This is a genomic window from Sphingomonas carotinifaciens (genome assembly GCF_009789535.1).
Classification (GTDB): Bacteria; Pseudomonadota; Alphaproteobacteria; order Sphingomonadales; family Sphingomonadaceae; genus Sphingomonas; species Sphingomonas carotinifaciens.
In genome coordinates, this window is record NZ_WSUT01000005.1 from 2,179,139 (window position 1) to 2,204,848 (window position 25,710).

Consider the following 25,710-nt stretch of genomic DNA (forward strand, 5'->3'; position numbering starts at 1 on the left):
ATCAGCCCTGGTCCGTCGCCGCGATGGCACGCGAAAGCCGTTCCAGCACACACACGGCCGTCGCGACATCCTCCGCCGCAATGCCGGCGAACAGGCGCGCCCGGATCGCGGCGGATTCCACCTCCGCCTTGGCGGCCAGCGCCTTGCCGGCGGGGGAGAGGTGCAGCGTGCGGGCGCGCTTGTCCTGCGGATCGACACGGCGCTCGACAAGGCCGTCGCGCTGCATGGCATCGAGCATGGGGACCACCGAAGGCGCCTCCACGCCCAGTTCCTCGGCGAGTGTCCCCTGACGCACCCCGTCGCCGAGCCGGCCGAGCAGCATCACCGCAAGCGCGGTGGAGTGGGACAGCGACATCGCGGCCAGCCCGCGATCGACATGACGGCGATAGGTGCGCGCGAGCGGCATGAGCAGCGCCGTGAACTGGCGCTCCATGAAGGCGGAAGAAACCATATAGATAGCCATCTATCTATTTATTGCAGCCGCGGCAAGTCGGCCATGTCGATCAGGCCGGATCGTTTGGCCGCTAATGTGAGTTAGGGCCGAGGTGGGCGGAACCCCTTCGCCCTCGATCACCGGGAGCGGCCGTGTTCGTGTTCGGGCGATCGGCGAAGGAGTGGCGGATTTGCGGACTCTGGACGTGACGATCATCGGCATGGGCGCGTGCGGCGTGGCGGCATTCGCCGAAGCGGTCGCCCGGCTGCGCTATGAGCGGGACACGCGGGTGTCGTTCCAGTTGATCGAGCGGGACGATCCGGCGCGCGGGCTGGCGTTCGGCACCGACCAGCCGGGGCACCGGTTGAACACCGAATCCCGGCTGATGGGATTATATGACCATGAAGCCGGGGATTATCGCCGCTGGCTGGAGGCGCGCGAGCCACTGGAGCCGGACAGCGTCGTCTATGCGCGGCGCAGCGAGTACCGCCGGTATCTGAACCATGTGCTGGACCGTGCGCTGGCCGATGCGCGCGAGGCCGGGATCGCGGTAACGCAGCACCGGGACGAGGCGGTGCGGATCGACGGCAATCCGGCGCGGGCGACTGTCGCGCTGGCGGGTGGTGGGCAGGTGGCGACCAACGTCGTGCTGCTGGCGATCGGCACGCCGCAGGCGGAACGCTTCGGCGACCTGGACGGCAAGCCCGGCTATTTCGACTTTCCCTGGCCGTCCGAGCGACTGGCCAAGGGCATAGCGCGGGATGCGTCGGTCACGATCCTGGGCAGTTCGCTGAGCGCGATCGACACGCTGATGACGCTGCTGGACGAGGGGCATGAGGGCCCCGTCCTGATGGCGTCGCGCGACGGCATGCTGCCGCGCGTCGAGATACCGTCGCCGGAGAACGGGTATGAGCGTCGCCACCTGACGCTGGAGGCGATCCACCGGCGGTTGCGGACGCGGGGGCGCTGCTTCTCAGTGGTCGATCTGGTGCGGCTGTTCCGGCGCGAGGTGGAGGATCTGGTCGGCCATGCGGTCGACTGGCGCGCGGTGGATCGGCGCGGCGGCGATGCGGCGGCGGGGCTGCGCGAGGATATCGACGCGGCGCTGAGCGGGGACGAGCCGTTCCAGCGCATCCTGACCGCCGCCCGCCACGACGCCACCGCGATCTGGAACCTGTTGCGCCCGCTGGATCGCAAGCGGTTCGGCAAATGGGTGGGGCCGCATTTCGCGACGATGCGCTTCGTGATGCCGATGGTGAATGCCGAGCGTATCCGTGCGGCGTTCGATCGCGGCCAGTTGCAGGTGCGCGGGGGCGTGGTGGATACCAGCGCGCGCGACGGGGGCGGGTTTCGCACCACCTTTGAAAATGGCGAGGATCATGACGCGCCGGTGGTGGTCAACGCGACGGGCACCGCGATGGTGCTGGAGGAAATGCGCGAGCCGCTGATCCCGGACCTGCTGCGCCGCGAATGGCTGATGCCGCACCCGGTCGGCGGGGCGCGCGCGCATCGGGGATCGGGGCGCATCATGACGCGCGATCCGGCATCGCCCCGGCTCTACGGCGTCGGGCAGTTGCTGAACGGCGAACTGCGCGACACCAATTCGGTGTGGTTCAACGTCGAGACCGCCGCGCGGGCGGTGGACGACATCCTGCACCTGCGCTGATGAGGGCCGATCGATGAACCCCCTGGGCGCGATCGCGAGCCATGTGCTGCCGCTATATGGTGTGTTGCTGTTCGGATGGGCGATCGGCAAGCATACCGGCGGGCTGGCGCGCTGGATATCCGGGCTGCTCGTCTATGCGCTGATCCCGGTGTTGGTGCTGGGCAATGTGCAACAGGCGGAGGTGGCGCAGATCGCGATCATCACGCCGCTGATGTTCGCGGTCGCCGCCGCGATGAGCCTGCCGGCATGGTGGCTGTCGAAGCGGATCGGCGAGGATTTCGATCCTCGGCTGCTGTCGGCGTCCTTTTCCTTCTTCAACGTCGCGTTTTTCGGCATCCCCGTGGTCAAGGCGCTGTTCGGCGAGGCGGAGATATCGACGGTGGTGTGCGCCTATATGGGCAGCGCGCTTTATGGCGACACGATCGGCTATTATCTGATCGCGCGCAGCAAGGTGGGCGGCAAGCGTGCCGCGACGCAGGCGCTGCGCGTGCCGCTCGTCTATGCGATGGTCGCGGCCATCGTGCTGCGGGTGTGGGAGGTGCCCTTGCCCGCCGTGATGGAGACGGTGCAGCCGGGCGTGTCGCTGGCGGTGTCGGTGCTGGGCATGGGCGTCGTCGGGCTAGGACTGGGGCAGGCGGGGGAAGGCCGGACCGAGCCGCGATTGCTGGCCAAGATCCTGGCGCTGCGACAGGTGAGCGCGGCGGTGCTGCTGGCGCTGGCGCTGGGTATCGAGGCGCTGGCGGTGGGGACCCTGGACCGGCAGGACCGGATCATCGTCGGTCTGGTCGCGCTGTTCCCGATCGCGGCGAACATCACCGTCTTCGCCACGCTGATCGACAAGAACAAGCGCGAGGCGGCGATCCTGATCGGGGCGTCGAGCGCGGTGTCGCTGATCCTGGTCGCAGCGGTAGTGGGGGTCGCAGGCGGGATGCTGACCGGGTGAGTCGTTAGGCCTGCACCGTCCGGTAGGTGGGCGCGTTTGCGGGCAGCGGGTACGGCTCGGCGCGGCCGTAGAGGAAGCCCTGACCCAGATGGCAGCCGAGTGCGACAAGCCGCTCGGCCTGGGCCGGGGTCTCGATCCCCTCGGCCACCACGATCTTGCCGAGGCCCCGGCCGAGACCGATGATCGCGCGGACGATCGCCAGCGTGCCGCCGCCGGCCTCGTCCAGCCCGGCGACGAAGGAGCGGTCGATCTTGATCCGGTCGACCGGCATGTCGCGCAGATGGACGAGGCTGGCAAAACCGGTGCCGAAATCGTCGAGCGCGATCTGGATGCCGGCGCGGTGCAGCGTGCGCAGCGTTTCCAGGATCGTGTCGGCGGCGCGGTCGAGCATCACCCGCTCGGTCACCTCGATGCACAGGGACGACGGGGGTACGCCGTAGGCCGCCAGCCGGTCGAGCACCTGCCGCGCGGCGCGGGGGCCGGCAAGCTGGGCGGAGGTAAAGTTGACGCTGAGCATGCGGACCTCGTCCGGCCGGTCGCGCAGCCAGCCCATGGCGAGGTCCAGCACATGATCCTGGATGCGCGCGCCGATCTTCTCGGCGACCAGCACATCGGCGAAGCGATCGGGCAGCATCAGCCCGTGATCGGGATGGTCCCAGCGGAGCAGCGCCTCGTAACCGCAGCATGCGCCCGAGGGGAGCAGGACGATCGGTTGCAGGTCGAGGCGGAACTCGCCGCGGGTGAGCGCCGCCTCGGCATCGCGGGTGAACTCGACCTGCAGGTCGCGCAGGATGCGGAGCAGCGGATCGTAGCGATACTGATGCCCGCGCCCGCGCCGCTTGGCATGGTAGAGCGCCAGATCGGCATTCTGGTAGAGCAGGTCGGGGGCGGTGGCGTCGTCGGGCGCGCGGGCCGAGCCGATGCTGAGCGAGATGGGGCGGGTCTGGCCGAGATAGGTCCATGGCCGACCCTGAAGATCGGTCAGGCGTTCCGCCATCGCTGCGTCCACCTCCGCCGAGCCGGGGAAGAGCAGCGCGAACTCGTCGCCGCCGATGCGCGACACATGCGCACCGGACACGGTGGCGGCGATCTCGACCAGCGCGGTGGCGATGCGTTGCAGCATGGCATCGCCGCCGGCATGGCCCAGCCGGTCGTTGGCATCCTTCAGATAATCGACATCGATCAGGTACAGCGCGAAGGGCGCGCCGTCGTGGATCAGCGCGCGGGTGGCGTCCTGGAAGGCGGCGCGGTTGCCGAGGCCGGTCAGGAAGTCGGTCTGCGCGGCCTGGCGCAGCGCCTTGGTCTCGACCAGCTGGATCTCGCGCTGCTGCGTTTCCATCGCCAGGGCCTGGCGCAGATGGCGGAAGCGATCGGCGATGGCGAGCGACAGCACCAGCGCCTCGAAGGCGAGCGCGCCGAAGGAGGAGAAGTCGACCAGATCGTTTTGCGGCACCATGCCGAGATTGCGCGCCAGCCGGGCCAGGAACATGCCGATCACCGGCCCCCACCCGACCAGATAGAACCAGACGACGCGGCTGCCGCGCCGGATTGCAAAGCCACAGGATATCGCCAGAACGACGGCGGTGGCGGCGATGACATAGTTCAGCGCCCGGTCGGTGGGCATGACGGGAAACATCGTATCGGCCGCGGCGATGCAGCCGGACACGGCACCGGCCACGGCCAGCGCGTGACCGGCCCTGATGAACCGGCGAGGGATGCAGCCATCCTCCACCACGGTGAAGAAGAACATGTTGCCCGCGCCGATCATGAAGCCGACCAGCGCGTAATCGATGCGCACCGCGATCGGCCCGACCAGACCGGGAAAGACATAGGCCGCCATGTTCGTCCAGACCATGCCATAGGCAAAGGAACTGGCGACCCACAGCACGTACCAGCGCTGGAAGCTCTGGCGCTGCCCGGCGTTGATGACTGAATTATAGGCGATGGCGGACAACAGCGCCCCGGCGAACAGGCCCATCAGGGCCAGCCACGGCGCATCCTCCCGCGGCTGTTCCGCCGCCGGGATCCCCTTGAGCTTGCGCATCAGCGACAGGTGATCGATGCGGCGATAGCCGAGATACAGACGGTCGATGTCGCGCCCGGCCGGGGGGATGGTGAAGCGCAGCACGCCGCCGGGGGCACCGTGGCCGGCCAGCTGACGGGCCGAATGCTCGATGCGGCCCATGCCCTTCGGGCCGCCTGCAACCACGGCGATACGGTCGAAGCGGGTCTGATCGACCAGCAGGTGCCAACCGGGGGGCAGGTCACGCAGGCGCGAGGCGTCCAGCCGCAGCCATAGCCATTGCGGACTGTCCTGCGGCGCGTCGGCCCCGCAGGCATAAGGCGCGGACACCACCGCCGCGTTCGATGCGCCATCGGGCAGGGTCGCGGTGCAAAGGCCGCGATGCAGGTCCACCACCGGCGCACGGGCGACGACCGGTGTTGCCCCCAGTGCGAGGAGCAGAACCATCAACATCAAGATCGCCAGTCGCACGCTTTACCTTTGCGGATATCCGTCTACCCGTTCCGGTTCGATCTTTAACCGGAAACCCCTAACAAATGAATGGTGGCCCGTTGCGGTGCACCATCAATCGTGCGGCGGTGCAGCTTGCGCGGCCGGGAAAGGTATCGAACCGCAAGCGGACGACGCACAAGCACGGGGCCGCCGGCGAATGGATGATCCGGGCGGCGGCCATTTCCGGCAATCTTTTACGAGGATGGCACCGACCGGCGCCATCCCGCCCCTCAATGCTTGCGCGGGATGAGGTGCAGGCCGAACACGATGATGCCACCGACGACGAGGCCGACCACCGCCGAGCCGAGCGCGTTGACCACCCAGGCGAGGATGCCATGGACGAAAGGCAGGGCATGGCCCGCCGCCTCGGCCGCGTCATGCAGCGTGTGGGCGATCGCGCCGAGCCCGAACGTCTCCAGACCGTGAACGATGATGCCGCCGCCGACCCACACCATCGCGGCGGTGCCGATCACCGACAGCGCGCGCAACAGCACGGGCATGGCCTTTACCAGGCCACGACCGATGCCCTGCGCGGCGCTGCCGCCGGTCTTGACCAGATGGAGGCCGATATCGTCCATCTTCACGATGATCGCGACCGCGCCGTACACGCCCACCGTGATCGCGATGCCGACCAGTGCCAGCGCGATCGCCTGAAGCGGGATCGACAGATCGGGCAGTTCGCCCAGCGCAATCGCCATGATTTCGGCGGACAGGATCAGGTCGGTGCGGATCGCACCGGAAACCTGCCGGTCCTCCAGCTCCTTGGGATCGGTGATCTCGCTGACTTCCTCGGCATGGGCCTGGCCGGACAGCGCCTCGTAGATCTTCTCGGCCGCCTCGAAACACAGATAGGCGCCGCCCAGCATCAGGAGCGGCGTGATCGCCCAGGGTGCGAACGCGCTGAGCAGCAGGGCGCCGGGCAGCAGGAAAATCAGTTTGTTGCGCAGCGATCCGATCGCGATCTTTCGGATGATCGGCAATTCGCGTTCGGGCGACAGGCCGACGACATAAGTGGGCGTGACAGCGGTATCGTCGATCACCACGCCCGCCGCCTTGGCCCCCGCGCGGCCGGCGGCACCCGCGACATCGTCCAGCGATGCCGCTGCCAGCTTTGCAATCATCGCCACATCGTCGAGCAGCGCGACCAGACCCCCTGCCATTCAACATCCCCTGATAGTTGGAGCCGCTGCGCTATCGCCAAAACACGCGGCTTGCACGCGAAATGCGGGAACGGTGGCGCGGGGTGCGCAAGGGGCTATACCGGCGTACCGGCCAAGGGGCCGGGGCCAGGGACGAGGATCGCCGCGATATGCCGCTTTACGCCATTGCCGGACGCCGCCCGACGCTGCACCCGAGCGTGTGGATCGCGCCGGGCGCCGACATCATCGGCGACGCGCATCTGGCGGAGGGGGCCAGCGTGTGGTTCCGCGCGGTGATCCGCGCCGACAACACGCCGATCCGGATCGGCGCGAACACCAACATCCAGGAAGGCGCGATGCTGCATTCCGATCCGGGCAGTCCGCTGACCATCGGGGCAGGCTGCACCGTCGGGCATCATGCCATCCTGCATGGTTGCACGATCGGCGACGGCGTGCTGGTGGGCATGGGGGCAACGGTGCTGAACGGCGCGGTGATCGGCGCGAACTGCCTGATCGGGGCCGGCGCGCTGGTGACGGAGGGCAAGGCTTTTGCCGAGGGCAGCCTGATCGTCGGCAGCCCGGCCCGCGCGGTCCGCAGGCTGGACGATGGCGCGATCGCCCGCCTGCGAATGTCGGCGGAGCATTATGCGGCGCGGGGCGCGCATTATGCCGCCGAACTGGAAGAGGTGACGCGCTGACCGACTGCGTCAGTGCGGCTCGTACCGCTCGACCAGAAAGACGCGCGCATGTTCGAAATAGGCGGGCAGGGGGGCGGCGCGCAGCGTAGGGTTGTCGGTCAGGAACTCGACGAACGCCTCGCGCTGGCCCGGCTGGCCATCGGCGGCGCGCCAGCCCCAATCGTCCAGCACGACCACCGCGCGGTCGCGAATGAGCGGCGCGGCAAAGCGGAGCGCCAGAACAGAGGCCGAATAGGTGTCGCAATCGACCATCACCAGCGATGCCTTGGACATGGTCAGGTTCGCGCGGGTGGCGGCGGTCAGAGTGTCCGAGTACCAGCCCTTGACCAGCGTGATCGCGGACAGGTCGACCCCCTTGGCGCGCAGGTGGCGGCGGGTGAGGGGCAGGGGCGAGGCAAAGGCACCGGCGTCCCAGCCTTCCTCCTCCGACCCCGTCGGCATGCCGGCAAAGGAATCGAAGCCGATCAGGCGGTTCTGATCGATGCCGCGGCGACGCAGGACGTGGAACACGGCCGCCATCGACGTACCCCGGCTGACCCCGAATTCGAGGTAATCGCCGAATTGATGATCCCGATCGGCAGCGAAAAGCCGGTCGAGCGCGGCATCGATGCAGGTGGCGAAGCTCTCCTCGGGCACCAGCGGACGCCAGGGTGCCAGCCCCCAGCGGCGCAGCGCCACATGCGCGGCACCGACCGAATCCCTGATCCCCATCTGTCGCAACGCCCAGTCGCCGAAGGTCCGGAGCGACCCCGTGCCCGTGCCGATCGTCTGCATCATCCCTGCACCTTTTCACCGGATCGCATCCGGTCGCGGCCCACCCCCGTCGGCCCGGCACCGGTTATCGTCCGTCGCATGCCGGGGGACGAGATCGGCAGATGGAGTACCCCGCCCTCCTCGCCATCGACGCGAAAGGATGCCGTCGATCGGCCGGATGGGCGATCCCGCCGCGCCGCCCGTTGACCTGTGTTAACCGCGTGAATAGCGGTGGATGCGTGACCGCACCCACCATCCTGATCGTCGAGGACGACCCCGCCCTCCGGACCCTGACCGCGCGCGCCTTGCAGGAGAACGGCTTTGCCGTCCGGCTGGCCAATGCCGCGCCCGAAATGTGGCAGGCACTGGATACCGGTACGGTCGACCTGGTCCTGCTCGACATCATGCTGCCCGGCACCAGCGGCATCGACCTGTGCCGCCAGATACGCCAGCGCAATTACGTGCCGATCATCTTCATCAGCGCCAAGGGCAGCGAGATGGACCGGGTGGTTGGGCTGGAGCTGGGCGCGGACGATTACCTGCCCAAGCCGTTCGGCACGCGCGAACTGGTCGCACGCATCCGCGCGGTGCTGCGCCGGGGCACGCTGGATCAGGAGGCGACGGCGCGCGAGGCGGGTATCCTGCGCTTCGACGGGTGGACCGCCAATATCGCTCGGCGCGAGCTGATCTCGCCCACCGGCGCGCTGGTCGAGCTGACCGGTGCCGAGTTCGACCTGCTGATCGCGTTCCTCGACAATGCGCAGCGCATCGTCGCGCGCGAGCGGTTGATCGAGCTGTCGCGGGCACGGATCGGCGACAGTTCGGACCGCAGCATCGACGTGCTGGTCAGCCGTTTGCGGCGCAAGCTGTCCGGTGCGGGCGGCGCGGCGCCGATCGTGACGGTGCGCGGTGTGGGCTACATGCTGAACGTGCCGGTCGAGCGGCAGTGACACGCTTCCTGCGCCCGTCGGTGGGGGTGCTGGGCCGGATCGTGGCGATCCTGCTGCTGGCGGTGACGATCGAGTTTGCGGTGTCCACCTTCCTGTACGAGCAGGCGAGCCAGGTCTCGGTGCGCGATGACGAGGCGCGGCGGTTGGCGGAGCATCTGGTGGTGGCGAGGCGCGTGCTGAACGAGCGGCCGGCGGCCGAGCGGGACGAGGTGGCGGACGAGCTGACGACCGATCGCTACACGGTACGCTGGTCGGTCGAGATCCCCGAGCGCGCCCCGATCTCGCCCGAGCTGGACGGCATGCGCGAGCAGATCGTGGAATGGGAGCCGACCCTGGCGGCGACCGACCTGCACCTGCGGCTGGGGTCGCTGGGGCGGCGGTCGATGATCGGGGGCGACCTGCGCCTGGATGACGACACCCGGCTGCTGTTCCGGATGCGCGAGCCGCTCCAGACCTGGGACCTGGCACTGGGCCGCGTGCTGCTGGCGCTGGTGCCGGCAATCGCGCTGATGCTGGTCAGCGGTGCGCTGATCGGGCGCATCCTGCAACCGCTGCGCCTGTTGGCGCGCGCCGCCGACGAGATTGGGCCCGGCGCGCCGCAACCGGTGCCCGAACGCGGCCCGGGCGAGGTGCGGCGGGTGACCGCGGCCTTCAACCGGATGCAGGCGCGCATCACCCGGCTGATGGACGAGCGTACCCGCTCGCTGGCCGCGGTCGGCCACGACCTGCGCACGCCGCTCGCCCGACTGCGGCTGCGCGCCGACGGCGTGGCCGAGCCCGAGGTGCGCGACGCGATCCGCGACGACATCGTCGAGATGGAGGCGATGGTCGGGTCGATGCTGGCGTTCCTGGGCGGCGAGGAAGAGGCCGAGGAGCCGGTGCTGGCCGATCTGGCCATCCTGTGCGCCAACCTGGCCGACGATGCCGCCGATCGCGGGCGCGACGTATCCTATGCGGGGCCGGATCATTTCGACATGCGGCTGCGCCGGTTCGGCATGAAGCGCGCGCTGACGAATCTGGTCGAGAATGCGCTGCATTACGGCGAACGGGTGACGATCACGCTGGAGCCGACGGCCAAGGCGACCTTTATCCGGGTGGAGGACGACGGCCCCGGCATCCCCGAGGAATCGCTGGCGCTGGTGCTGGAGCCGTTCGTCCGGCTGGACACGGCACGGCGGCGGGACACAGTGGGCTTCGGCCTCGGCCTGTCGATCGTGACGCGAACGGTGCAGGCCGAGGGAGGGCGGCTCACCCTGGCGAACCGGCCGGAAGGGGGGCTGTGCGCCGAAATCTGCCTGCCCGTCATCAGGGCGCAGCGCAGCAACAATTTGTAACGCAGCCGCTGCACGGCAGCAAAGTCCGGTGCGTATATCCTGATGCGACGAGCACAGGAGCGTATGGTATGAACGAGGTGATCGGTCGGGTTTTCAGCTTCGAAAAGCAGGTGTTTCCTAACCAGAGCGCGCTGTACAACAAGCTGACGACCCAGGGGCAGAGCCCCAAGGCGCTGATGATCTCCTGCGCGGACAGCCGCGTGGTGCCCGAGCATGTGATGCAGGCGGATCCGGGCGACCTGTTCGTCTGCCGCAACGCGGGCAACATCGTGCCCCCCTTCGCACAGGCCAATGGCGGCGTGACGGCGACGGTCGAATATGCCGTGGCGGTGCTGGGCGTGCGCGACATCATCGTGTGCGGCCATTCGGACTGCGGCGCGATGAAGGCGCTGATGAAGCCCGAAACGCTGGCCGGTGTGCCCAACGTCGCCTCGTGGCTGCGTCACAGCCATGCGGCGCACAGCGTGGTGCACGCATCCTATCCTGAAATGTCGGAAGGGGATGCGGTCCGCGCGGCCAGCCTGGAAAATGTGGCGTTGCAGTTGCAGCATCTGCGCACCCACCCTTCTGTGGCGGCGGGGATCGCACGCGGCGACATCGCGCTCCACGGTTGGTTCATCGACATCCATGCCGGCAGCGTGCTGGGCCTGGACGGCGAAACCGGTCGCTTCGTGACGCTGCGGGAGGATCGCCCGCTGCCCGTCGCGCTTGCCGCTACCCCCCGTCTCGCGGCGGACTTCCTGTATCAGGACGCCGCGGAATAACCCTCGAACGATCAGGAGATACTTATGCGATCGATGGAGTTCGATTTGACATCGCTTGAATTGCAAGGTGCCCTGCTGGTGCTGGCCGTGATCATCGCGTTTGCCGCACTGGAAGGGTGGAAAGCCAGATAGGAGAGGAGGCCGGGCGGATTCCTCCCCGTACCGGCCCGAATAACAGCCCCCGCCTATTGGGGCCGCCGCGAGGCGGCCCTTTTTTTGTGGTGTTCCCTCTCCCTGTCGGGGAGAGGGCCACGCCTTATCCTTGCCCCCGTGCATAGGCCTGCGTGCCGCGGGTGATGACGGTGTCTTCCGGCAGGATCGTCTCGATTTCGATATCCGGTTCGTTCGCCATCTCCGCGTAAAGCGGAGCGAAGTCGGTGTTCAGCGTCTGGTCGAGCAGATCCTCGAAGCTGTCGATCACGAAATAATTCTGCTGGAAATCGTCGATCCGGTATTTGGTGCGCATCACCCGCTTCAGATCGAAGCCCAGCCGGTTGGGCGAAGGGTCTTCCAGCGCGAAGACCGATTCGGTGAACGACGAGACGATTCCGGCGCCGTACAGCTTCAAGTCGCCGCCGGAGCGGACCAGCCCGAACTCGACCGTGTACCAGTAGAGCCGCGACAGGCGCTGGATCGCGCCCATCGCACCCGCGCGCTGCCCACCCTGGCCATAAGCCTGCATGTAATCGGCAAAGACCGGATTGGCGAGCAGGGGGACATGGCCGAATACGTCATGAAAGACGTCCGGTTCCTGAAGATAATCGAGCTGGTCCGGGCGGCGGATGAAGTTGCCCGCGACGAAGCGGCGATTGGCGAGATGGTCGAAGAACACGTCGTCGGGGACCAGTCCGGGCACGGCGACGACGCTCCACCCGGTCGCCCTGGTCAGCCGTTCGGACAGTTCCTCGAAGTCGGGAATGCCGGGGCGGGACAGGCGCAGCACGTCGAGGCCGGCGATGAATTCGGGCGTGACGCGTCCGGGCAGCATCCTGGCCTGTCGCTCGAACAGCGTGTCCCAGGTGGCATGTTCCTCGGGCGTGTACCGGTCCCAGCCTTGCGGGATGGTCCAGTCGGCGGCGGTGCCCTCCGGGCGGATGAGTTCTGCGTCGGCCATGACGAGAACGTTGCAGAAATCTGCGATGAATGCCTATCATTCTGGCAAGTTTACGCCGGTTTCGTGAGAGGATATTTCGGATGGGGTGCCGTTCGTGAACGAGGCTCGCACGCTGGATGCGATCGACCGGCGCATCGTCGCGCTGTTGCAGGCCGATGCGACGCTGACCAATGCCGATCTGGCGGAGCGGGTCGGTGCCTCCGCGGCCTCGTGCTGGCGACGGGTGCGGGCGCTGGAGACGAGCGGGCTGCTGGGTGCGACGGTGCGGCTGGTCGATCCGGCGGCGGTGGGGCGCGGCGTCAACGTGCTGTGCAACGTCCGCATCCGCAGCCATTCGATGGACGCGCGGCAGGAATTCGAACGCTTCGTCGATGCACGGCCGGAGGTGGTGGAATGCTTCTCCATGTCGGGCGAATGGGATTATCTGCTCCGCATCGTCGTGGCTGATGTAGCGGATTATAACGGCTTTCTGATGCAGACCTTGCTGGGGCACCCCTCGGTCGCGGGCGCGTCGTCGCACTTTGCGCTGTCGATGACGAAATATACGACGGCCCTGCCCCTGTAGGGGTGGCGGCGCGCCGACTTACTACGCTGCCGCTTCCCGGATCCGCACCGTCCGTTCCAGCTCGTCGCGGGCGAGCAGGATCTTGCGGCGGACATCGATGGGCAGCGCCTTCTGCGCGGACAGGAAGGCGTCGACCGTGGCCAGCGCCTCGCGGCTGACCTGTCCGCCGATGAACGCGTCGATCCAGCCGGGCAGGAAGAAGATGCGGCGGTTCCGGCGTATCCATTCCAGCCGCTCGAGCGCCGGGCGGAGGAAGGGCAGCGTCGATGCCGCCTGTTCGACCATGTTGAACGCGCCCAGGCTTTCGCTGACCCAGGCTTCGTTGAGGGCGGGATCGTCGAAATAGCGGCGGAAATACTCGGCCTTCACCGCCGGGGCCGGCGTGGCGGCGCGGGTGACAAAGGCGTCCTTCATCGCCTCCGACGACTGGTCGTGGCGCTGCTCCTCGGCGAACAGCGCATCGGCACCTGTCGCGCCGATCGCGATCAGGCGGCGGACGATCGCCCAGCGGGTCGGCTGGCGGACCGGCTTGTCCATCAGGGTGGCACGGCCGGCAAGCAGCGCACGCAGGCGGTCCGTGGCGAGCGGCGTGCGGGCGGTGGCGATCAGCCGGTCCATCGCATCCTTGCGCAGGCCATAGCCGAGCGCGGGATCGTCCATGCGCGCGATCAGCGCTGCCTCCCAGCGGGGGCGGAGCGGCGCGGCCTTTGCCTCGGGCAGGTAGATGTCGAGCGCGGCGGCCCCGCGCAGCAGGATGGTGCGCGACAATTGCTCGTCATGCTCGGCCGGCAGCACACCTAGCAGGATCGTCAGGTAGCGCGCCGGGGGCAGCGCCGCCTCGCGCACCACGTCCCAGAGCGCGGCCCACAGCATCGCGCGCAGCAGGGTGTCGGTGACGGTGCCGACATGCGCCGCAATCCACTCGGTGGTGCGCGCATCGGGCAGGAACAGGCCGTAGCCATGGTCGCCGTCATTGGCCCAGACATAATCGGGGGCAGGCAGGCCGGCGGCGGCCGCAACATCGGCGGTGGTGCCGCTGAACTGCGCATCGAGGATCACGTCGTCGCGGTCGTGATAGCCGAGGCGGACGCGAACCTTCATCGGCCATGTTCCGCCGGGATCGCCCGGCAAAGCCCTGACCGGGCGCTGCACCAGCCGCAGCGAGGCGATGCGCGCACCGTCGAGCGCAAGGTGCGTGTCGATGCGCGGCATGCCGGCGCGCAGCACATATTGGCGGCCGAACGCCTCCAGCGACATGCCCGATGCCTCGCCCACCGCGCTGAGCAGATCCTGCCACGTCGCGTTGGCATAGGCGTGACGCTGGAGAAAGAGGTGGAGGCCGCGGCGAAAGCCGTCCTCGCCGACCAGGAACGCCAGTTGCTTGATGATGCCGGGCGCCTTGAAATAGACGATCGGGCCGTAATTGCTCTTGGCAGCGTCCAGATTGTCCAGCGATTGCCACAGGGGAGAGGTGCCGCTGGTCTGGTCCGCGCGATAGGCCTGCGTTTTTACCGACAGGAAGAAGGTGGTCCAGGCATCGCTGTCCGGCTGCAACTCGGCCTGAAGACGTGCGGCCATGAAGGTGGAGAAGCCCTCCTTCAGCCACAGATCGTCGAACCAGCGCATGGTGACGAGATCGCCGAACCATTGGTGGCAGATCTCGTGATAGATGGTCTGGTCGCGGCCGAGGCGCTGGGGCAGCGTCGGCGGCTCGCGAAAGACGAAGCGGTCCTCGTTGTAGAAGACGGCGCCGACATGTTCCATGCCGCCGAAGGGGAAGGCGGGAGCGAGCAGGAGGTCGAGCTTGGCGAAGGGGAAGGGGACGGCGAACCAGGTGGCGAGCCAGTCTACGGCGGCGCGGTTGGTGGCGATCTGGGCCTCGGCATCGACCTCGGCGCGGCGGGAGGCGCGGGCGTAGAGGGTGATCGGCTGTTCGTTCGGGGGGGCGGATGTCCAGTGCGTCCAGGGGCCGGCGGAGAAGGCGGCGAGATAGGTGGAGATGGGCTGGGTTTGCGCGAACTGCCAGCGGGTTGCGGAGCCGGTGGTGGTCTTCGTCTCCAGCGCGCCGTTGGCGATCGCGGTCCAGTCGGCCGGGGTGGTCAGGTGCCAGCGGAAACGGGCCTTCAGGTCCGGCTGGTCGAAACAGGGAAAGAGCAGGTTGGCGTCGGACGGCACGAGCAGCGTGTAGAGATAGGTCCGGTCGTCGGTATCGTCGTGGAAGCGGATGATGGCCGCGCCCGCGGCGGCGATCGGCGTTTCGAACCGGGCGGACAGCGTGTTGCGGCCGGTGCGGAGCAGGCGCTGCGGCAGGACCAGATGGCCGTCGCGGCGGGTGTCGGCAGCAAGGGGGCGGCCGTTGACCATGACGTCGCTGAGCAGCGGCCCGCGGAAATCGAGCACCAGGTCGCCGCTGTTCGCGCGGCGCTGGAAACGGGTGATGACGGTGCCCGTCGCGCGGTCGGCGGCGGTGACGTCGAGCGCGAGGTCGTAGCGGATGTCGGAGATCGCCGCGGCGCGGGCGCGGGCGAGCGCCAGCGAAATGCCGGGGCCGGCGAGCGACGGCGCCGATGCCGCGCCGGCCCAGGCGGAGGAGGAGGACAGCAGGAGCCCGGTGGCGATCAGGCGGCGGCGGTCGGTGACGAGATGCATGGCCGCTTCATGGCGGCAGATGCGGCAATCGGCAAATTCAGCGTTCGTGCAACCGGGCAAGCGCGATGCCGGCGAGGTTCTGCGTACGCTTGATGTAGCGGATGCGCAGGCGGCCGTCGGGCTTTTCCATCGTCTGGAACAGATGGTGGTGGGCGACGCAGGATGCGGGAATACGCTGCGTCCCGTTCGCCTGCGCGATCACGGCGGCGGCGTCGCCGAGCAGGACCGCACCGGTCAGCTTCATCCGATGGGCAGTGCGCACCGCATGGATCAGGGCCAGCCATTCGGCGTCCATGCTGGTGCCGGGGCCGAGACCCTGCTGGACGATGCTGTGCGCGCCGACGACCACGGCCAGCTCCATGCCATGCGGGCGCAGGCCGCCGTCGAAGAACAGCTTCATGCGTCCCGCCAGCGGCCCGGTGCGATGTCGGCCAGCGTCCAGTCGGCGATGCGCCAGCGGATCAGGCGCAGCGTCGGGTGGCCGACCGCGGCGGTCATCCGGCGGACCTGTCGGTTGCGGCCCTCGCGGATCGTCAGGCGCAGCCAGCTGTCGGGAATGCTGAGGCGGACGCGGATCGGCGGATCGCGCGGCCACAGCGCGGGGTCGTCGATCCGCTCAACCTCCGCGGGGCGGGTCGGGCCGTCCTTCAGCGACACGCCGCCGCGAAGAGCCGCCAACGCATTGTCATCCGGGATACCCTCCACCTGGACGAGATAGGTCTTGGGTGCCTTGAACTTCGGATCGGCGATGCGGGCCTGAAGGCGGCCGTCGTCGGTGAGCAGCAACAGCCCTTCGCTGTCACGGTCCAACCGGCCGGCGGGGTAGACGTGCGGCACCTGCACATAGTCCGACAGCGTGGCGCGCGGGCTGGGGCTGTTCCGGTCGGTGAACTGGCTCAGCACGTCATAGGGCTTGTTGAACAGGATGACCCTGCTCATGCCGCCGCCATGCTGCGCGCGACCGCCTCGGCGACCTTGATGCCGTCCACCGCGGCGGAAAGGATGCCGCCGGCATAGCCCGCGCCCTCGCCGGCGGGGAACAGGCCGGCGGTGTTGAGGCTCTGCAAGCCTTCGTCGCGGGTGAAGCGGACGGGGGAGGAGGTGCGCGTCTCCACGCCCGTCATCACCACGTCGGGATGGTCATACCCCTCGATCTGGCGGCCGAACACGGGCAGCGCCTCGCGCATCGCGGCCACCGCGAAGTCGGGCAGGCATTCGGCAAGGTCGGTCGGCGTCACGCCGGGGCGGTAGGAGGGCACGACCGAGCCAAGCGTGGTCGAGGGACGCCCGGCGAGAAAGTCGCCGAGACGCTGCGCCGGTGCCTTGTAGTTCGCTCCGCCGGCGACGAAGGCGCGCTCCTCCCAATGGCGTTGCAGCGCGATGCCGGCGAGCGGATCGCCGGGATAGTCGCGCGCGGGGTCGATCGCGACGACGAAGCCGGAATTGGCGTTGCGCTCGTTGCGCGAATATTGGCTCATCCCGTTGGTGGCGACGCGGCCCTCCTCGGAGGTGGCGGCGACCACCGTGCCGCCCGGGCACATGCAGAAGCTGTAGACGGTGCGCCCGTTCGAGCAGTGATGCGAGATGTGATATTCCGCCGCCCCGAGTATCGGGTGGCCCGCGTCGGCGCCGAAGCGCGAGCGGTCGATCCAGCTTTGCGGATGTTCGATGCGCACGCCGATCGAGAAGGGCTTGGGCTCGACGAAGACACCCGCTTCGTGGAGCATGGCGAAGGTGTCGCGCGCGCTGTGGCCGATGGCGAGAACGACGCGGGATGCCGCCAGATAGCCGCCGTCATGCAGGTGCAGCCCGCGGACATGGCGCTGGCCGGCACCGTCGGTTTCCAAGTCCAGCCCGTCGACACGCGTCGAGAAGCGATATTCGCCGCCCAGATCCTCGATCGTCTGGCGCAGGTTCTCGACCATCTTCACCAGGCGGAAGGTGCCGATATGCGGATGCGCCTCCGTCAAAATCTCGGGCGGTGCGCCGGCCTTCACGAACTCGGTCAGCACCTTGCGGTCGAGATGGCGGTTGTCCTTGATCCGGCTGTAGAGCTTGCCGTCCGAAAAGGTGCCGGCGCCGCCCTCGCCGAACTGCACGTTCGATTCCGGGTTCAGCTTGCTGCGCCGCCAAAGGCCCCAGGTGTCCTGCGTGCGTTCGCGCACCACCTTGCCGCGATCGAGGATGATCGGGCGGTATCCCATCTGTGCCAGGATCAGTCCGGCGAAGAGGCCGCAGGGGCCGGCGCCGATCACCACCGGGCGCTGTGCGTCGGGTGCGGCGGTGCCGACCGGGCGGTAGCGCGTGTCCGGCGTCACCTGCACGTTGCGGTCCTTGCGGAAGCGGGCCAGCACCGCCGCCTCGTTCTTCAGCGTGACGTCGACCGAGTAGACGAGCAGGATGTTGGTCTTGTCCCGCGCGTCATGGGCGCGGCGCGCGACCGCAAAGCGGATCATGTCGCGCGGGGTGATGCGCAGCCGCTGGCGGATCGCGGCGGCCAGCGCCTCGTCGGGGTGGTGGAGCGGCAGTTTCAGTTCGGTAACGCGGATCATCGCCGCGCCTTACCGCGTGACGTGGCCGCTTTCCATCGGTCAGGCACCATCCAGCGGCAGGACATGGAGGAAGCGCGGGCCATGCGCGCCGCGGACATAGCTGCCCTCGATATCGGTCGTGCCGGATACGCCGGTGATCCAGTAATGCGCGCGCGGTGGCGGGTCGGAGCGTAGCGCATCCTCCAGATAGGCGACGATGCGCGGCACGACGACCAGATGATGCAGGCCAAGGAAGTTGGGCAGCATCGGCGCGGCGGGCGCGGTTTCCATGACCAGCGAGCCGGTTTCGGCCACGCCGCAGCGCGCGACGGCGACCACCACCGCCTCGTCGGGCGCGGAGGACGGGCGCAGGTCGAAGTCGCGCCAGTCCGCGGCCGTGAGCCGCGGATTGGGCGGCAGGTAGAGCGCACGCGGCAGGCCGTGTTCCGCCATATAGGCGGCAACCGCGGCGGGAAGCGCGTCGAAACCGGTGATCGGCGCCACCGTCGCGCCGAGGCCCGGCTGCGCCAGCCGATCGAGAAAGGCGGGTAACAGCGCGCCCGGATCGACCGCGGGCCGCTCTACCCGGGCGACGAGCGCCGCGGCCTCCGCATCCAATCGTGCGGGATCGACGGGGGCGCCGCGCAGGGCGCCGAGAATGGCCTCACGCGCGGTCATCAGCGTTCTCCCGCACCGTAGCGATCCATGAAGCTTTTTGCCGCCGGCTTGGGGAAGTCGCGGTGGTCGGTCCAGCCGCCGGCAAGCGGCAGGCGCCTGGCCCAGCCGCCTGCGCCCGCTGCCAGCCGCATCGCCCGCAGCGCGCCGCCCACCGCCAGTCGGTACAAGGCGGGGCGCCGCGCGACCCAGGCCCAGGCGGCGATGCCCCGCCGCACGCTCACCGGCTCCAGCCCCTCGCGCCAGCTTCGCTCGCGCCAGCCGCGCAGCAGCGTCGGTAGCGGGATCTTGACCGGGCAGACCTCCTGACACTTGCCGTTGAGCGTGCAGGCGCTAGCGAGGTCCTGATTGCCCTTCAGCCCGTCCAGCGCCGGGGTCAGCACCGCGCCCATCGGGCCGGGATAGGTGCTGCCATAGGCATGGCCGCCGATCTGGCGAAAGACCACGCAGTGGTTCATGCACGCGCCGCAGCGGATGCAGCGCAGCATTTCCGCCAGCCCTTCGTCCCGCATCCGGCTGCGGCCGTTATCGACCAGCACGATGTGCATTTCCTCCGGCCCGTCGCGGTCCCCTGCGCGCCGCGGCCCGGCATAGAAGGTGGTATATTGGCTCATCGCTGCACCGGTGGCGGAGCGCGACAACAGGCGCAGCATATGGGTGGCATGCGCCATGGAGGGGACGATCTTCTCGATCCCCGCCGTCACGATATGCATGCGCGGGGGCACCAGCGACAGTTCGGCATTGCCCTCGTTGGTGACGGTGCAGATCGCGCCGGTGTCGGCGACAAGGAAGTTGGCGCCCGATATGCCGACATCGGCGCCCAGCATGCCGCTGCGCAGTTCGCGCCGGGCGCTTTCCGCCATCGCGGCCACGGTTTCCTCGACATGGGGGTCGCGGTGGTGCTGCGTGAACAGGGCGGAGACCTGCTCGCGCGTCTTGTGCATCGCCGGCCAGATGATGTGCGAGGGACGCTCGTCGGCCAGTTGGATGATGTGTTCGGCCAGATCGGTCTCGATCCGGCGGATACCCGCCTCGGCCAGCGCATGGGGCAGGCCGATCTCCTCGCCCAGCATCGATTTGGAGCGGGCGACGGTTCTTGCCCCGGCGCGGCGGCACAGGTCGACCACGATCGCGCAGGCTTCGTCCGCGGTGCGCGCCCAGTGGACGGTGGCGCCGGCGGCGGTCGCGTTCGCCTCGAACCGTTCAAGATAAGTGTCGAGGTTGGCGATCACATGATCCTTGATCGCCGCGGCGCGGGTGCGGGCATCCTCGAACCCGGCAAAGGCATCGACGGCCAGCGCGCGTTTGGCCTCGGCGGTGCCGGCGGTGCGCTCCACCGCGACCTTCAGCAGCGGATCGGCCAGCGCGGCGGCGGTGCGCGTCTTGAAGCTGGTCATGCCTCTTCCCCGATGGCCGGGCCGCCGCCCATGCCCGCCAGTATCTCGACGGTGTGGAAGGCACGCACGGGCGAGCCCTCGCGGTGGAGCTTGCCGGCCATGTTCATCAGGCAGCCAAGGTCGCCCGCCAGCAGCAGGTCCGCGCCGGTCGCATCGATCGCCGCCGCCTTCTCGCCGACGATCGCGTTCGAGATGGCGGGATATTTGACGCAGAAGGTGCCGCCGAAGCCGCAACAGCTTTCCTCACCGGCGAGCGGCTTGAGCGAAAGCCCGGCGACCGCGCCGAGCAGGCGGCGCGGCTGGCGCTTGACGCCCAGTTCGCGAAGCCCCGAGCAGCTGTCGTGATAGGTGGCGGTGGCGGGCAGGGATACCGCGTCGGGCCGCCAGCCGCGTACCTCGTCCAGATAGGCGAGGATCTCCCAGGTTCGCGCGGCCAGTGCCTCGGCACGCGGCGACCATAAGGGATCGTCGTGCAGGATTTCGGGGTAATGCACCCGGATCGTCGCGGCGCAGGAACCCGACGGGATGACGACATGGTCATAGCCCTCCAGCGCGGCGATCGTCCGCCGCGCCAGGTCGATCGCGGTTGCGCGGTCGCCGGAATTGAGTGCCGGCTGCCCGCAACAGGTCTGTGCGCGCGGCACCACCACCTCGCAGCCCGCCGCCGCCAGCGTACGCAGCGCGGCAAAGCCGATTTGCGGGCGCATCGCATCGACCAGGCAGGTGACGAACAGCGCCACCGTCGGTTTTTCGACGCGCGAGCTCATGTCGGGGTTTGACGTAGCAGTTTCCATCAATTAGATCTCTATTCCACAAAATGAGAAATAGCCAGTTCCAACCACGAGGTCGCATTCGCGGCCCGATCCGTAAACGGGGAGGTTCATAGCGTGCCGATCGCGCAATTGCCCAAGATCAAGCATGTTCGTGCGTTCACCGTGCGCGGTGGCGGCGCCGATTACCATGACCAGGGCGCCGGACACTGGATCGACGATCATATCGCCACCCCGATGAGCCGCTATCCGGAATACCGCCAGTCCCGGCAGAGCTTCGGCATCAACGTACTGGGCACGCTGGTGGTGGAGATCGAGGCGGAGGACGGCACGATCGGCTTTGCGGTGACGACGGGGGGCGAGCCGGCGGCCTATATCGTCGAGAAGCATCTTGCGCGGTTCCTGGAGGGGCGGGCGCCCACCGATTACGAGAAGATCTGGGACCAGATGTATTTCTCGACCCAATATTATGGCCGCAAGGGTTTGGTGGTGAACGCCATTTCCGGCGTCGATCTGGCACTTTGGGACCTGCTCGGCAAGCTCCGGCAGGAGCCGGTCTACCATCTGCTGGGCGGTGCGGTGCGCGACGAGCTGCAATTCTACGCCACCGGCGCGCGGCCGGACATCGCCAAGGACCTGGGCTTCATCGGCGGCAAGATGCCGCTCCACCACGGCCCCGCCGAGGGGATCGAGGGGTTGAAGAAGAACATCGCCGAGCTGGCCGAGATGCGCGCGCGTGTCGGCCCCGACTTCTGGCTGATGTGGGACTGCTGGATGGCGCTGGACGTGGACTATGCCACCCGGCTTGCCATCGCCGCGCACGAACATGGCCTGAAATGGATCGAGGAGGCGATCAGCCCCGACGATTATTGGGGCTATCAACAGCTCAAGCGCAACGTGCCCAAGGGCATGCTGGTCACCACCGGCGAGCATGAGGCGACGCGCTGGGGCTTTCGCATGCTCTTGGAGATGGACGCGTGCGACATCATCCAGCCCGATGTCGGCTGGTGCGGCGGCGTCACCGAGCTGCTGAAGATCAGCGCGCTGGCCGATGCCCATGGCAAGATGGTCGTGCCGCACGGATCGTCGGTCTACAGCTATCATTTCGTGGTGACGCGCCACAACTCGCCCTTTGCCGAGTTCCTGATGATGCACCCCGGCCCGACCGAGGTGGTGCCGATGTTCGCGCCGCAACTGCTGGGCGAGCCGGTGCCGGAGAACGGGCGCCTGCGCGCCTCCGCACTGGATGCGCCCGGCTTCGGCGTCGAGCTGAACCGCGACATCGCCATGCATCGCCCCTACACCCACTGATTGCGAAAGACATTGCCATGAAGCTTTGCCGCTTTGGCCAGCCCGGCCAGGAAAAGCCCGGCCTCGTCAGCGAGGACGGCACGATCCGCGACCTGTCCGGCGTGGTCGACGACATCACCGTGGAAACGCTGGCCCGCGCGCGCGCCGCCGATCCGGCGACGCTGCCCGTGGTGGAGGGCACCCCGCGCTACGGCGTGCCGGTGAACGGCATCGGCAAGATCGTCGCGATCGGGCTGAACTACGAGGATCATGCAATCGAATCCAATCTGCCGATCCCGACCGAGCCGATGATGTTCATGAAGGCGGTGTCGAGCCTGAACGGGCCCAACGATCCCGTGATGCTGCCGCAGGACGCCTCCCATGGCGACTGGGAGGTGGAACTGGGCGTCATCATCGGTCGCACCTGCCGATATGTCTCCGAGGACGAGGCGCTGGACCGCGTTGCCGGCTATGTGCTCGCCAACGACGTCTCCGAACGCTTCAACCAGAAGCAGCGGGGCACGCAGTGGTCGAAGGGCAAGGGGCATGACACCTTCTGCCCCGTCGGCCCCTGGCTGGTGACGCCCGACGAGGTGGGCGATCCGCAGGATCTGGACATGCACCTGGACGTGAACGGCCAGCGGATGCAGACCGGCAACACCCGGACGATGATCTTCACCATCCGCCAGCTGATCGCCTATGTCAGCCGCTACATCACGCTGTATCCCGGCGACCTGCTGATCACCGGCACCCCGCCCGGCGTCGGCGAGGGCAAGAAGCCGCAGGCCGTGTATCTGAAGGCGGGCGACGTCATGGAACTGGGGATAGCGGGCCTCGGCACGCAGCGGCAGGACGTGATCGCCTGGCGCGACCTGGGCGAGGGGGTGCCGGCATGAGCCTGTTTTCCGGGCGCTTCACAGGGCGCGCCGCGATCGTCACCGGCGGTGCGTCGGGACTGGGCAAGGAAGTCGCCCGCCGCATCATCGCAGAGGGTGGAACGGCGGCCTTGTGGGATGTCGACGCCGACAGGCTAGCGGAGGCGCAGGCCGAGACGGGCGCCGCCCATGTCGTGGCCCTCGACGTGACCGATGCGGATGCGGTCGCGGCCGCAGCGGCATCGAGCGCGGAGGCGCTGGGCCGGGTCGACATCCTGGTCTGCTCGGCAGCGATTACCGGGGCGACCGGACCGGTCCACGAATATCCGCTGGAGAGCTGGCGACGGGTGATCGACATCAACGTCAACGGCCTGTTCTATTGCTGTCGTGCGGTGGTGCCGCTGATGCTGGACCATGGCTATGGCCGGATCGTCAACGTCGCCTCGGTGGCCGGCAAGGAGGGCAACCCGAACGCGTCCGCCTATTCCGCCAGCAAGGCCGCGGTGATCGGCCTGACCAAGTCGCTGGGTAAGGAATTGGCGGGCAAGGGGGTGATCGCCAATGCGCTGACCCCGGCCACCTTTGAAAGCCCGATCCTGGCGCAACTGCCGCAAAGCCAGGTCGATTACATGCGCGGCAAGATCCCGATGGGCCGGTTGGGCGAAGTGCATGAATCCGCCGCGATGGTGTGTTTCATGGCGTCGGAGGAATGCAGCTTCACCACGGCGTCGACTTTTGACACGTCGGGCGGGCGAACCACCTTCTGAGGGCGCGGGGCATGACGGTTCCCTTTCTCGATGCGCATATTCATCTGTGGGACCTGTCACGCCTGCGCTACCCATGGCTGACCCCGCCCTTTGCCGAGGACGGCCCGAACGGCAGCGTGGCCGCGATCGCGCAGGATTTCGGTGCCGCCGACTACCGGGCGGCGCTGGCGCGGTGGCAGGTCGTCGGCGCGGTGCATGTCGATGCGGGGGCCGACCCCGGCGATGCGCTGGCGGAGACGGCGTGGCTGGAGGAGGTGGCGGGGGCGTCGGGACTGCCCGACGCGATCGTCGCCTTTGCCGCGCTGGACGATCCCGCGATCGACGGGCATCTGGCGGCTCAGGCGCGGCACCCTCGCGTGCGCGGCATCCGGCACATCGTCAACTGGCACCCCGATGCCGGGCGCAGCTACACGCCGCGCGACCTGACGCGGGACGATGGCTGGCGCGCGGGCTTCCGCAAGCTGGCGGATCATGGCCTGTCGTTCGACCTGCAATGCTATCCCGACCAGATGGCGGGGCTGGTGCCGCTGTTCGCCGACAACCCCCGGGTGCCCGTCATCGTCAATCATCTGGGCATGCCGGTGCTGTTCGACCCGGACGGTATCGCGACATGGCGCGCGGGCCTTGCCGCCCTTGCGACCTTGCCGCAGGTGTCAATCAAGCTGTCGGGCCTCGGCTTCATCGCGCGCGACTGGACGCAGGAACAGGTCCGCCCGTTCGTCCGCCATGCCATCGACCTGTTCGGGACACAGCGTTGCATGGTCGCCAGCGACGCGCCCACCGACATGCTGTTCGCGCCCATCGATCGCTACATGGACGCGCTTCACGCCATCCTGTCGGATTTCGGCGACGGCGAACGGCGCGACCTGTTCGGCCGCAATGCCAATCGCATCTACCGGGTCGGGCTGGCGCTATGATCTGACTGGCGCAGGCCGTCCGCGCGTGGCATCGGCACGGCCCGAGAGTTGCAATAGGTGCCCGCTGCCATGACCCCCGACCTGCCCGGATTCGACCGGGACGCATTCGTCGCCGCCACGCTGGCCGAGGATATGGGGCCGGCGGGGGATATCACCTCCACCGCGGTCATTCCTGCCGGTGCGCGGTTCGTCGGCACGATGGCGAGCCGCGATGCGATCGTGGTCGCCGGGCTCTGGCTGGCCGAGGCGTTCTTTCGCCATCTCGATCCGGAGGTCGCCATCACGCGGCTGGCGGAGGACGGCGCCCGCGTCGAGCCCGGCACGCCGCTGCTCCGGCTGGAAGGGCGCGCGCGCGCGATGCTGACCGCGGAGCGCTCCGCGCTCAACACGGTGCAGCATCTGTCGGGCATCGCCAGCATGACCGCGACCTATGTGGATGCGCTGGTTGGCACGGGTGCGATCCTGCTCGACACCCGCAAGACGATCCCCGGCCTGCGTCTGCTGGAAAAATACGCCACCCGGACCGGCGGTGCGCAGAACCACCGCATGGGATTGTGGGATGCGGCGATGATCAAGGACAACCATGTCGCGGTCGCGGGCGGCGTCGCGCCGGCGGTGGAGCGCGCGCGCGCCGCGGGCATTGCCCGCATCATCGTGGAGGTCGACCGGATCGACCAGGTCGAGCCGGCGATCGCCGCCGGCGCCACCCACCTGCTGCTCGACAATATGGACCCCGCGACGCTGCGCGAGGCGGTGGCACTGGTGGATGGCCGCGTGCCGACCGAGGCCTCGGGCGGTGTCCGGCTGGAGACGATCGGCGCGATCGGGGCGACGGGTGTCACCTATGTCAGCGTCGGTCGCCTGACCCAGTCCGCGCCGGCCGCCGACATCGGACTGGATTTCGCCGCGCTCTGACGATTGCGCGCTCCGGTCCGGCGGCGCTATCGTCCGCCATCAATCAAGGG

At 68.3% G+C, this 25,710-nt stretch carries 24 protein-coding genes; 12 read left to right on the forward strand and 12 right to left on the reverse strand.

Going from position 1 to position 25,710, the window contains the following annotated elements; translation table 11 throughout:
* Window position 1: 1 nt before the first annotated feature.
* The gene (locus GQR91_RS12355) at window positions 2-463 is read right to left on the reverse strand and encodes a MarR family winged helix-turn-helix transcriptional regulator (RefSeq protein ID WP_205411590.1); all 462 of its coding nucleotides are present in this window, start codon (window positions 461-463) and stop codon (window positions 2-4) included.
* A gap of 160 nt (window positions 464-623) precedes the next feature.
* Between GQR91_RS12355 and GQR91_RS12360 the strand changes: the two genes are divergently transcribed.
* Together GQR91_RS12360 and GQR91_RS12365 are read left to right on the forward strand one after the other, a co-directional pair.
* On the forward strand, window positions 624-2,099 hold the full coding sequence (locus tag GQR91_RS12360; protein WP_149681542.1) for an FAD/NAD(P)-binding protein: 1,476 nt from the start codon (window positions 624-626) through the stop codon (window positions 2,097-2,099).
* 13 nt (window positions 2,100-2,112) lie between these two features.
* Complete coding sequence (locus GQR91_RS12365) at window positions 2,113-3,042, forward strand: AEC family transporter (protein ID WP_149681541.1); 930 nt, start codon at window positions 2,113-2,115, stop codon at window positions 3,040-3,042.
* A 4-nt stretch (window positions 3,043-3,046) separates the two neighbouring features.
* On the opposite strand, the gene GQR91_RS12370 is transcribed toward GQR91_RS12365, so the two are convergent.
* Complete coding sequence (locus tag GQR91_RS12370; RefSeq protein ID WP_162853748.1) at window positions 3,047-5,518, reverse strand: putative bifunctional diguanylate cyclase/phosphodiesterase; 2,472 nt, start codon at window positions 5,516-5,518, stop codon at window positions 3,047-3,049.
* 269 nt (window positions 5,519-5,787) lie between these two features.
* Window positions 5,788-6,717 carry a DUF808 domain-containing protein gene (locus tag GQR91_RS12375; protein ID WP_149681540.1) on the reverse strand — a complete coding sequence of 310 codons (930 nt, stop codon included), beginning with the start codon at window positions 6,715-6,717 and terminating at the stop codon, window positions 5,788-5,790.
* Between the two features lie 149 nt (window positions 6,718-6,866).
* Between GQR91_RS12375 and GQR91_RS12380 the strand changes: the two genes are divergently transcribed.
* Window positions 6,867-7,394: a gamma carbonic anhydrase family protein gene (locus GQR91_RS12380; RefSeq protein ID WP_149681539.1), complete on the forward strand. Its 528-nt coding sequence runs from the start codon at window positions 6,867-6,869 to the stop codon at window positions 7,392-7,394.
* A gap of 9 nt (window positions 7,395-7,403) precedes the next feature.
* Here the strand turns inward: GQR91_RS12380 and GQR91_RS12385 are convergent, their stop codons facing one another.
* A complete protein-coding gene (locus GQR91_RS12385; RefSeq protein ID WP_149681538.1) occupies window positions 7,404-8,171 on the reverse strand; it encodes a TylF/MycF/NovP-related O-methyltransferase in 768 nt (255 codons plus the stop codon).
* A gap of 215 nt (window positions 8,172-8,386) precedes the next feature.
* On the opposite strand from GQR91_RS12385, the gene GQR91_RS12390 reads away from it, so the two are divergent.
* The 3 genes from GQR91_RS12390 (at window position 8,387) to GQR91_RS12400 (ending at window position 11,195) form a co-directional block, all read left to right on the forward strand.
* On the forward strand, window positions 8,387-9,097 hold the full coding sequence (locus GQR91_RS12390) for a response regulator (protein ID WP_149681537.1): 711 nt from the start codon (window positions 8,387-8,389) through the stop codon (window positions 9,095-9,097).
* Window positions 9,094-10,431: an ATP-binding protein gene (locus GQR91_RS12395; RefSeq protein ID WP_149681536.1), complete on the forward strand. Its 1,338-nt coding sequence runs from the start codon at window positions 9,094-9,096 to the stop codon at window positions 10,429-10,431. The genes GQR91_RS12390 and GQR91_RS12395 overlap by 4 nt, the downstream gene beginning before the upstream one ends.
* Before the next feature lie 68 nt (window positions 10,432-10,499).
* Window positions 10,500-11,195 carry a carbonic anhydrase gene (locus tag GQR91_RS12400; protein ID WP_112382329.1) on the forward strand — a complete coding sequence of 232 codons (696 nt, stop codon included), beginning with the start codon at window positions 10,500-10,502 and terminating at the stop codon, window positions 11,193-11,195.
* Between the two features lie 256 nt (window positions 11,196-11,451).
* Here the strand turns inward: GQR91_RS12400 and phhA are convergent, their stop codons facing one another.
* A complete protein-coding gene (gene phhA / locus GQR91_RS12405; protein ID WP_149681535.1) occupies window positions 11,452-12,309 on the reverse strand; it encodes a phenylalanine 4-monooxygenase in 858 nt (285 codons plus the stop codon).
* Between the two features lie 94 nt (window positions 12,310-12,403).
* Here phhA and GQR91_RS12410 point away from each other — a divergent pair, with 94 nt between their 5' ends.
* Entirely contained in the window at window positions 12,404-12,874 is a 471-nt protein-coding gene (locus tag GQR91_RS12410; RefSeq protein ID WP_162527073.1) for an Lrp/AsnC family transcriptional regulator, read from the forward strand.
* Window positions 12,875-12,895: 21 nt separating this feature from the next.
* On the opposite strand, the gene GQR91_RS12420 is transcribed toward GQR91_RS12410, so the two are convergent.
* The 7 genes from GQR91_RS12420 to GQR91_RS12450 are packed head-to-tail and all read right to left on the reverse strand — an operon-like array spanning window position 12,896 to window position 20,920.
* The gene (locus GQR91_RS12420) at window positions 12,896-15,523 is read right to left on the reverse strand and encodes a M1 family metallopeptidase (protein ID WP_211368605.1); all 2,628 of its coding nucleotides are present in this window, start codon (window positions 15,521-15,523) and stop codon (window positions 12,896-12,898) included.
* Window positions 15,524-15,560: 37 nt separating this feature from the next.
* Window positions 15,561-15,923 carry a reverse transcriptase-like protein gene (locus tag GQR91_RS12425; protein WP_235903899.1) on the reverse strand — a complete coding sequence of 121 codons (363 nt, stop codon included), beginning with the start codon at window positions 15,921-15,923 and terminating at the stop codon, window positions 15,561-15,563.
* Window positions 15,920-16,462, reverse strand: a complete 543-nt coding sequence (locus GQR91_RS12430; protein WP_149681533.1) for a pseudouridine synthase — start codon at window positions 16,460-16,462, stop codon at window positions 15,920-15,922. Before GQR91_RS12430 ends, GQR91_RS12425 begins: the two co-directional genes overlap by 4 nt.
* Window positions 16,459-18,075 (reverse strand): NAD(P)/FAD-dependent oxidoreductase, encoded by a 1,617-nt coding sequence (locus tag GQR91_RS12435; protein ID WP_149681532.1) that lies wholly within the window; start codon window positions 18,073-18,075, stop codon window positions 16,459-16,461. The genes GQR91_RS12430 and GQR91_RS12435 overlap by 4 nt, the downstream gene beginning before the upstream one ends.
* 39 nt (window positions 18,076-18,114) lie before the next feature.
* Window positions 18,115-18,732, reverse strand: a complete 618-nt coding sequence (locus GQR91_RS12440; RefSeq protein WP_149681531.1) for a LutC/YkgG family protein — start codon at window positions 18,730-18,732, stop codon at window positions 18,115-18,117.
* Window positions 18,732-20,126 (reverse strand): lactate utilization protein B, encoded by a 1,395-nt coding sequence (locus tag GQR91_RS12445; protein ID WP_149681530.1) that lies wholly within the window; start codon window positions 20,124-20,126, stop codon window positions 18,732-18,734. The genes GQR91_RS12440 and GQR91_RS12445 overlap by 1 nt, the downstream gene beginning before the upstream one ends.
* On the reverse strand, window positions 20,123-20,920 hold the full coding sequence (locus GQR91_RS12450) for a (Fe-S)-binding protein (protein ID WP_249042538.1): 798 nt from the start codon (window positions 20,918-20,920) through the stop codon (window positions 20,123-20,125). The genes GQR91_RS12445 and GQR91_RS12450 overlap by 4 nt, the downstream gene beginning before the upstream one ends.
* Before the next feature lie 93 nt (window positions 20,921-21,013).
* Here GQR91_RS12450 and rhmD point away from each other — a divergent pair, with 93 nt between their 5' ends.
* The 5 genes from rhmD (at window position 21,014) to nadC (ending at window position 25,660) form a co-directional block, all read left to right on the forward strand.
* The gene (gene rhmD, locus GQR91_RS12455) at window positions 21,014-22,207 is read left to right on the forward strand and encodes an L-rhamnonate dehydratase (protein ID WP_149681529.1); all 1,194 of its coding nucleotides are present in this window, start codon (window positions 21,014-21,016) and stop codon (window positions 22,205-22,207) included.
* A 17-nt stretch (window positions 22,208-22,224) separates the two neighbouring features.
* Window positions 22,225-23,082: a 2,4-didehydro-3-deoxy-L-rhamnonate hydrolase gene (locus tag GQR91_RS12460; protein WP_149681528.1), complete on the forward strand. Its 858-nt coding sequence runs from the start codon at window positions 22,225-22,227 to the stop codon at window positions 23,080-23,082.
* Window positions 23,079-23,828: an SDR family NAD(P)-dependent oxidoreductase gene (locus GQR91_RS12465; RefSeq protein ID WP_149681527.1), complete on the forward strand. Its 750-nt coding sequence runs from the start codon at window positions 23,079-23,081 to the stop codon at window positions 23,826-23,828. Before GQR91_RS12460 ends, GQR91_RS12465 begins: the two co-directional genes overlap by 4 nt.
* Window positions 23,829-23,839: 11 nt before the next feature.
* Entirely contained in the window at window positions 23,840-24,745 is a 906-nt protein-coding gene (locus GQR91_RS12470; protein WP_149681526.1) for an amidohydrolase family protein, read from the forward strand.
* A gap of 69 nt (window positions 24,746-24,814) precedes the next feature.
* Window positions 24,815-25,660: a carboxylating nicotinate-nucleotide diphosphorylase gene (nadC, locus tag GQR91_RS12475; protein WP_149681525.1), complete on the forward strand. Its 846-nt coding sequence runs from the start codon at window positions 24,815-24,817 to the stop codon at window positions 25,658-25,660.
* The last annotated feature ends 50 nt before the right edge of the window (window positions 25,661-25,710 follow it).